A 6,837-nucleotide genomic window follows, 5' to 3' on the forward strand; every position below is an offset into this window, starting at 1 on the left:
GGCGAGACAACCACGGTGCGCGTCAACCATCAGGCGTTCTTCTGCTCGCTGTTCATCGCACGTCTCGCCGATCAGATCCTGCTCTTTCTGGTGCCGCTCGTCGTCTATCAAACGACGCGCCAGGTTTCATGGTCGGGCCTCGCGTTCTTCATCGAAACGCTGCCGCGCTACCTCGTGTTCCCGTTCTTCGGCGCGCTCTGCGACCGCTTCCCGCCGCTGCGTCTGATGCGGCTGAGCCAGGCAGTGCGCGCACTCGCGTGCTTCGGTGGTATCGCCGCGTATGCGCTGTTCGGCGGCATCGGCTGGCTGATCGCGCTGTCGGCCGCGTGCGGCGTGCTGACGAGCCAGGGGCTCGTCGCGCGCGAGGTGATGCTGCCGCAGATCTTCAGCACGCAGCAGATCCAGAAAGTGCTCGCTTATTCGCAACTGGCCGACCAGCTCGGCTTTGTGCTCGGGCCGATGCTCGCCGCCCTGCTGCTCGGTGTGTGGCGTTGGGAATGGGTGGTCGCCGCGACCGGCGTGCTGTTTCTGTGCGCCGACGCGGCGCTGTTGGTCTGGCAGCGACTGAGCGGTTTTCGCGCGCGCTCGCCCGGGTCCGCTCAATCGCTCGCGCGCGCCGCTCGCTGGAGCACGCCGCTGCGCATCGCGCTCAAGCACGTGTGGACGCTGCCGGGTTTGAAAAAGGTCATCATGCTCGCGGCCGCGGAGAACCTCGTCATCGGTGTCACGCTCGCGACATCGGCGGCGATGGTGACGGACTTGCATGCGCAATCCAATCGCTACTACGCAGCTTTGCAAACGGCCGGCGCGGTCGCCACGGTGCTGGTGCTGCTGACGGTGGCGCGCGCCGGCTGGCCCGCGCGCGTGCTCGGTCTCGTCGCGTTCGTGATGATCTGCGCGGGCGGCGTGATCGCGGGCGCGAGCGCGTCGCCGGGGGGCTATGCGCTCGGCTTTCTGCTGATCGTCGGCTTCGACAAGATGTTCAACGTGTACATCCGCAGCGCGCGTTTGCAGATCATTCCGCCCGAGGACTACGGCAAGACGATCGGCGTCGCGATTTTGCTGAACAATCTGACGCAGCCGCTCGCCGGCCTGCTGGTCGGCGTGTTCTCCGCTCGTACGCAAACGGGCCCACTGATCGTCGCGCTATCGCTGACGATGGGCGGCATCGGCGCCGCGGTATCGATCGGCTCGGCGCTGCTGCGCCGCAAGCGCGCGTGGGCGCTCGAAGACTGACAGCGCTTCGACACGCGACCATACTCGCAAAGTTACCCACAGTTTTTGTTGGCAAATCTGTGCATAACTTCCTGGAAAAAGCCGCAAGCCTTTGATACGGCTGTCGTTTTTTCGTCTGCATCGAAGGTGCGGCAGCGCACGGAGCTTTACCGGGGTTCATGCTCGAACGGAAGTCATGATGCATGACAGGTTGCAACGCAACCGGGAACTCGCCCGCGCGCAGGACGGCGATGATCCGCGTGGCCCAGCTAAACCCGGCACTCTGTAATTCATGACGAAAGGGCTACGTTCGCTTGCGGCACAATTAGCCGTATTTCACGGCCAAACATTCATGAAAAAGTAAAGTCACACGCATGGCGCAGTTTTTTTGTATCGGTGACAATGTGTCTGCCTGATCTGAAATTACCGGGTGTGCGTGCGTAACCCCGATGTGAACTCAGGTTCACATTCAACCGGAAATAGCCAATTCAATAGGCATGGATTGTTAAATGTGATTTGCAAAATTCAATTGATAAATCACATCTGTCAATTGCGTTCAGAATGCAGCACATTTAATCAAAATGCTTTGCGAGTCGAATACGGAAAGACAGGCCAATCATGAATTGCGGCGCGAAGCCGGCACCGCGCTACGCGAAGACGCGGGGGTTGTCGGCGTGTCGGCGGGACGGCGACGCGCGCTGAAGGCGCTGTCGTGGCTCGCCATCGCCGCGCCCGCGGGCTGGCTCGCGAGCCGCCCGCCATGGCGCACATGGACCGCCGACTTCCGCACCGCGACCGGCGAACTGCATGACATACTGCTCGCGGATGGCTCCCAGATCACGCTGGGCAGCGCGACCGCGATCGACGTCGCGTTCGAAGCGAACGTTCGGCGCGTTCATCTGCTTGAAGGGGAAATCATGGTGCGGCCCGTGAGCGATGTCCGCGGCAGCGCTGGCACCCGAACGACTCATGCGCCTTTACTCGTGCAAACGGCCGAAGGCGTCGTCGAAGCGCGTGGCGCGCAGTTCAGTGTGCAGCAACGCGATGGTTTCACGCGCGTGGCTGCGTTTCGCGGCGACGCGCTGGCGACGCCGGCAGCGACCGCGGCGCTGATGCTGACGCAGGACCAATGGTGCAGGTTCACGCGCGACGGCATCGCGGCGCCGCTCACGCTCGACCCACGCGAGGCGATGTGGACGCGTGGCCTGCTCTACGCGAACGACATGCGTATCGCGGACCTCGTCGATGAACTCGCGCGCTATCACGCCGGCGTGTTGCGCTGTGCCGCCGACGTCGCCGATCTACGCGTGTCGGGCATCTATCAGCTCACCGATAGCGACGCGACGCTCGCGCTGCTGCGGCGGATCTACCCGATCCGTCTGCGCTCGATCACGCCTTACTGGACCCTCGTCGAAGCGCTCGACAGCACGAGAATCTGACGCTCAAGCCGCCACGGCCTGCGGCAGCGCGAACCCTTGCTCGCCCTGCTCGCCGCCGAGTGCATCGATCAGATCGCGCAGCATGCGGTCGAGTTCGGCCGTCATCAGCGCGACGTCCGAATCGAAGCGTTCGTCGTCGTTCTGCGCGGTCGGATCGCTCGCTTCCTTGAGCACGTCGAGCGGCGCGATGCGCTTGATCGTCAGCGACGGCGTCAGCACGAACGACACGCGATCGTTCCACGTCATCGCCAGCCGCATGCATTGCTTACCTGCCTCGATATGGCGACGCATGTCTTCGGCGTCCAGTGCATGTCCGACATAGCGGACCGTCGCGTTGCCCTCGGCGGGCGAACGCAGCTCGGTGTCCTGATCGAGCGTAAAACCCGCCGGCGCGTCGCCGTCGAGCAGCCAGCCGGTCATCGCCGCGACCGGCGACTGCGCGACGCGCACCGTCATCAGCGGCAACTGGTCGATCGACTTGACGAGCAGACCGCGCACATCGTCGGCGAGCGCCTGCGACGCCGCGTCGATCACGAGCCAGCCATTCGTGCAATCGATCCACACGCGCGTATCGCGGCGGATGCTGAATGCGCGCGGGCGCAACTCGTCGGTGACCTGCTCTTTCAGGTCGCGCATCTGCTTGCGGCCCGGCTTGAAGCCCTGCTGCTCCTCGAGCTCGGCCGCGCGCTCGCGCGTGATCTGGGTGACCACCGACGCGGGCAGCAGCTTCTTCTCGGCACGGAACGTCAGCAGCATCTGACCATTCATGGCGTAGACGAGCGAGTCGCCGTCGCGCGGCGGCGCCCACCCCTGGGCCTGCATCTCGACGCTCTGGCCGGGCGCGAACGCGTACGGCGCGAGCCACTTCTGCAACTGTTCAGGGGTGACGGACCACGGAGCGGGCAGACGGTGCAGCTGAAGGTTTTTGAACCACATGAGCGAAGTCGGATTTAGGCAAAGCGCAGCATTTTATCCGACGAGAACCAGACGGGGCGTTCTGGCCGACGCGATCGTGGATACTGCCGATTTTCAGAAATAAAGCAAAAAACCTTCCGACTACAGGCCCGCGCATCCGCGCGTTTTGGCGGCAAATCACCTAGACTTTTGGACAGGACAGAGCTAGACGGAGGCGGTCATGGCCGACCAAACCGCAAGTTGGCAAACGGTGCAATACGAGGGCTTCGAGATACACGTGTCACCTGTTCCAAAGGACCCGCCCGACCCGGCGCATGCCGCCGACGCGGCCACGCAAAAGAGTCGCTACACGTATCTAGGCTACGTCTGTCATCCGGGCGCCAATCCCCAGCTTCCTGGCCATGCGGTGCCGTTTCACGCGGATGGCGAGGAGAGCTTCGCGAGTGTCGACGACGCGCTCTACGAAGCGGTGCACGTGGGACGCAGCATCGTCGACGGCACGCATCCGGACCTGACGGTGCTGCCGCTCGTGACGGGCGGCGTTTGACACCCGCAACGACACCCGCAACGACACCCGCAGCGCGTCGAGCCGCCGTTTTCGGTTCGGCGCCAGTCAGCCCAACGCGCGTTTGATGCGCGACTTCAGCAGCGCCCGGCGCAGCCGGCCGGTGCGCTCCGGCTCGCTGACCGCTAGCGCACCGTCGATGGCGGTGCCGCGGCGCAGGTAATAGCGGTCGAACGTCGCCTGCGTCATCCCCCACTTGTTGAGAAACTGGCGACGGCCGTCGTTCTTCACGATCTTGCCGGTGCTCTTCTGCTGGAAGTGATAGACGAGACTGTCGCCGACGCCGACGAACACGCGGCAGCCCGCGTCCCACAGCTTCATCGAGAAATCGTTGTCGCTGCTCATGCCGGGGCTCAGCTCGCTGCTGTAGCCGCCCACCTTGAACCACCAGTCGCGATGCACGAGCGTCGGCGGCCACGTCGCGCCGCGCCAGTCGGCACGCACGAGACTGGGCGCGGCAGCGACCAGCTCGTCGGCGCGAAACACCTGGGCATCGCGGCCGAAGTCGCGTACGACCACGCACGGATTGCCCGAATCGACCGGCTCGATCATCGTGCCCGACAACATGAACAGCCTGTCGGCCGGCATCTGCGCGAGACGCTTGACGAGCGCTTCATCCCATCCCGGGCAGCAGTACATGTCGTCGTTCATGTAGACGATGTAGTCCTGCGTCGCGCGCGCCGCCGCGATATTGACCGCGTGGCAGATGCCGATATTGCCGGGCGACGCCGTATGCTCGATGCCCTCGTCGCGCACCCACGCGAGCGTGCCGTCCGAACCGTCGTTGACGTGCACGATGATCTGGTGCGGATACGTCGAATGACGGCGCAGGCTTTTGATCACGAGGCGCAGATAAGGCAGGTTGTTCCAGGTCGGGATGATGATTGAGAACATCGAGTCGGTCCGTTGAGCTGGGCGCGGGGCGCGGCATGCGCCGCGCGCCGGCCATGAATGTCGCGCGATTGTACCGCCCCCCGCCTGCGCGCACGACAGGCGCCGCCTGCCGCCGCCACGCCGAATACCGCGGGCCGACGGTACCTTACCGCGTGCGGCAGCAAGCATTCCGCAAGGTAGCGCATGGTTATAATCCGGATCGCTCTGCCGTCTTGAAAACCTCAAATGGTCCGGCGTCCCCTGCAATTTCACCACCGGAACGGTAGTGTGCTCATCGATAACGTAGACCTATGATTTTTGCTTCCAGTCTGGTCTGGCTCACGTCGGCCCTGCTGTTTCTCGCGCCCGCGGTCAATCTGATGTGGCGCGGCGGCACCGGCTACTGCTTTTTCGTACTCGTCGCGCTCGCGCTCGGCGCGGCCATCGTCAACCGGCGCATGCCGGGCTATTTCTCCGCGTTGCGCACCTATCGCTGGTTCACGATCGGCATGCTCGCGTTCGTCGTCGGGATCGGCGCGCAGCAGCTGGCGCTCGGCTACTGGCTGCCACGCGAACTCGACTCGGTCGCGCGCTTCGTGTTCGCGCTGCTGGTGTTCCTGCTGCTGCGCCAATTGCCGTCGCGCAATCTGCGCATGATCGGCTGGGGCTGTGCGGCCGGCGCGCTCGCGGTGGGCGCATGGGCGATCATCAATCAGCCGCCCGGCGGCTGGACCGATGCGAACCGTCTGAACAACTCGTACACGAACGCGATTCCGTTCGGCGATACCGCGCTGCTGCTCGCGTTCCTCTCGGTATTCACGCTCGGCTGGGACAATCCGCGCGACTGGCGCGTGCTCGTGCCGCGCGTGCTCGCGCTGGTGTCGGGCGGCTATGCGTCGTTTCTGTCGGGCTCGCGCGGCGGCTGGCTCGCGGTGCCGGTGTTCGTCGTGCTGCTAGGCATGCAGTACCACTGGTTCACGCGGAAAAAGCGCCTGCTGGTCGCGACGCTCGTGATCGTGATCGGCGCGGGGGGGCTGTTGTCGACCGAACGGGTCCAGAAGCGCTTCGCCGAAGTGCCGAACGATGTATCGATGATGCACAAAGGCGAAGACTTCACGGCCACCGGTCTGCGCCTGCAACTATGGAACGCATCGCGGATGATCGTCGAGCGGCATCCGCTGTGGGGCGTCGGCAAGGGCCATCTGGTCAACGAGCTCGGCGCGATGGCCAAGCGCGGCGAGGTGAAGGCCGAGATCGTCAACGAACGCGCGCATAGCGACTTCTTCTCGACCCTGGCCGAGATGGGCGCGGTCGGCGTGATCTGCCTGCTGCTGTTCTACTACGGCATGACGGTGTATTTCTGGCGGCACCGGCATGCGAGCGACCCGGCGATTCGCGCCGCGTCGTATTCCGGTCTGGCGGTCGCGTCGAGCACGGTAATCTTCGGCCTCACGATCGACGTGCTGGTGCCGGTCATGGTGACGGTACTGCTCGCGCTGCTGGTAGCGACACTGCTGGCGATGATCGATGCACGCAAGCGCGAGCTGCGCAGCGAAGCGCCGGCCGCGCCGACGCCAGCCGCGCTCGTGCGCGAGACGCAGCCGCGCGATTGATTCCGATTCGACGAGAAGCGGCTGCCCGAGCGCGGAGCGCCGCCCTCATCCTCGCGTGAACACCTCGTAAAGCGCCGCGACGTGCGCGTCGACGCTCGGGTCGTACACGAGGCTGTCGCGCGGCGCCGCGATGCGCGCGGCGCCGCTCTTCACGCGTTCGACCGCCTGCCCGATCGCACGCTCGAAACTGCCCTCGGACTGCCGCGAAAACTCGATC

General features: G+C 64.7%; 6 protein-coding genes. 4 read left to right on the forward strand and 2 right to left on the reverse strand.

What is annotated here, in order from left to right; genetic code table 11:
* The first annotated feature begins 15 nt into the window (after nucleotides 1-15).
* Complete coding sequence (locus tag AB3X94_RS33935) at nucleotides 16-1,236, forward strand: MFS transporter (RefSeq protein WP_368613778.1); 1,221 nt, start codon at nucleotides 16-18, stop codon at nucleotides 1,234-1,236.
* Nucleotides 1,237-1,796: 560 nt separating this feature from the next.
* Complete coding sequence (locus tag AB3X94_RS33940) at nucleotides 1,797-2,654, forward strand: FecR family protein (RefSeq protein WP_368613779.1); 858 nt, start codon at nucleotides 1,797-1,799, stop codon at nucleotides 2,652-2,654.
* A 3-nt stretch (nucleotides 2,655-2,657) separates the two neighbouring features.
* Here the strand turns inward: AB3X94_RS33940 and AB3X94_RS33945 are convergent, their stop codons facing one another.
* Nucleotides 2,658-3,590: a recombination-associated protein RdgC gene (locus AB3X94_RS33945; RefSeq protein WP_176109173.1), complete on the reverse strand. Its 933-nt coding sequence runs from the start codon at nucleotides 3,588-3,590 to the stop codon at nucleotides 2,658-2,660.
* Nucleotides 3,591-3,789: 199 nt separating this feature from the next.
* Between AB3X94_RS33945 and AB3X94_RS33950 the strand changes: the two genes are divergently transcribed.
* On the forward strand, nucleotides 3,790-4,116 hold the full coding sequence (locus AB3X94_RS33950) for a hypothetical protein (protein WP_176109174.1): 327 nt from the start codon (nucleotides 3,790-3,792) through the stop codon (nucleotides 4,114-4,116).
* A gap of 66 nt (nucleotides 4,117-4,182) precedes the next feature.
* Here AB3X94_RS33950 and AB3X94_RS33955 read toward each other — a convergent pair whose 3' ends face one another.
* Nucleotides 4,183-5,028, reverse strand: coding sequence for a glycosyltransferase family 2 protein (locus AB3X94_RS33955; protein WP_176109175.1), 846 nt, complete (start codon nucleotides 5,026-5,028; stop codon nucleotides 4,183-4,185).
* A gap of 290 nt (nucleotides 5,029-5,318) precedes the next feature.
* On the opposite strand from AB3X94_RS33955, the gene AB3X94_RS33960 reads away from it, so the two are divergent.
* On the forward strand, nucleotides 5,319-6,620 hold the full coding sequence (locus tag AB3X94_RS33960; protein ID WP_176109176.1) for an O-antigen ligase: 1,302 nt from the start codon (nucleotides 5,319-5,321) through the stop codon (nucleotides 6,618-6,620).
* Nucleotides 6,621-6,837: the final 217 nt, after the last annotated feature.

The organism is Paraburkholderia sp. BR10923, assembly GCF_040948765.1.
GTDB classification, from domain to species: Bacteria; Pseudomonadota; Gammaproteobacteria; order Burkholderiales; family Burkholderiaceae; genus Paraburkholderia; species Paraburkholderia youngii.

Excerpts from the sequence above, each read along its gene's own strand:
- AB3X94_RS33945 (WP_176109173.1), bottom strand. The coding sequence starts at position 3,590 with ATGTGGTTCAAAAACCTTCAGCTGCACCGTCTGCCCGCTCCGTGGTCC.
- AB3X94_RS33960 (WP_176109176.1), top strand. The coding sequence starts at position 5,319 with ATGATTTTTGCTTCCAGTCTGGTCTGGCTCACGTCGGCCCTGCTGTTT.
- AB3X94_RS33955 (WP_176109175.1), bottom strand. The coding sequence starts at position 5,028 with ATGTTCTCAATCATCATCCCGACCTGGAACAACCTGCCTTATCTGCGC.
- AB3X94_RS33950 (WP_176109174.1), top strand. The coding sequence starts at position 3,790 with ATGGCCGACCAAACCGCAAGTTGGCAAACGGTGCAATACGAGGGCTTC.
- AB3X94_RS33940 (WP_368613779.1), top strand. The coding sequence starts at position 1,797 with ATGCTTTGCGAGTCGAATACGGAAAGACAGGCCAATCATGAATTGCGG.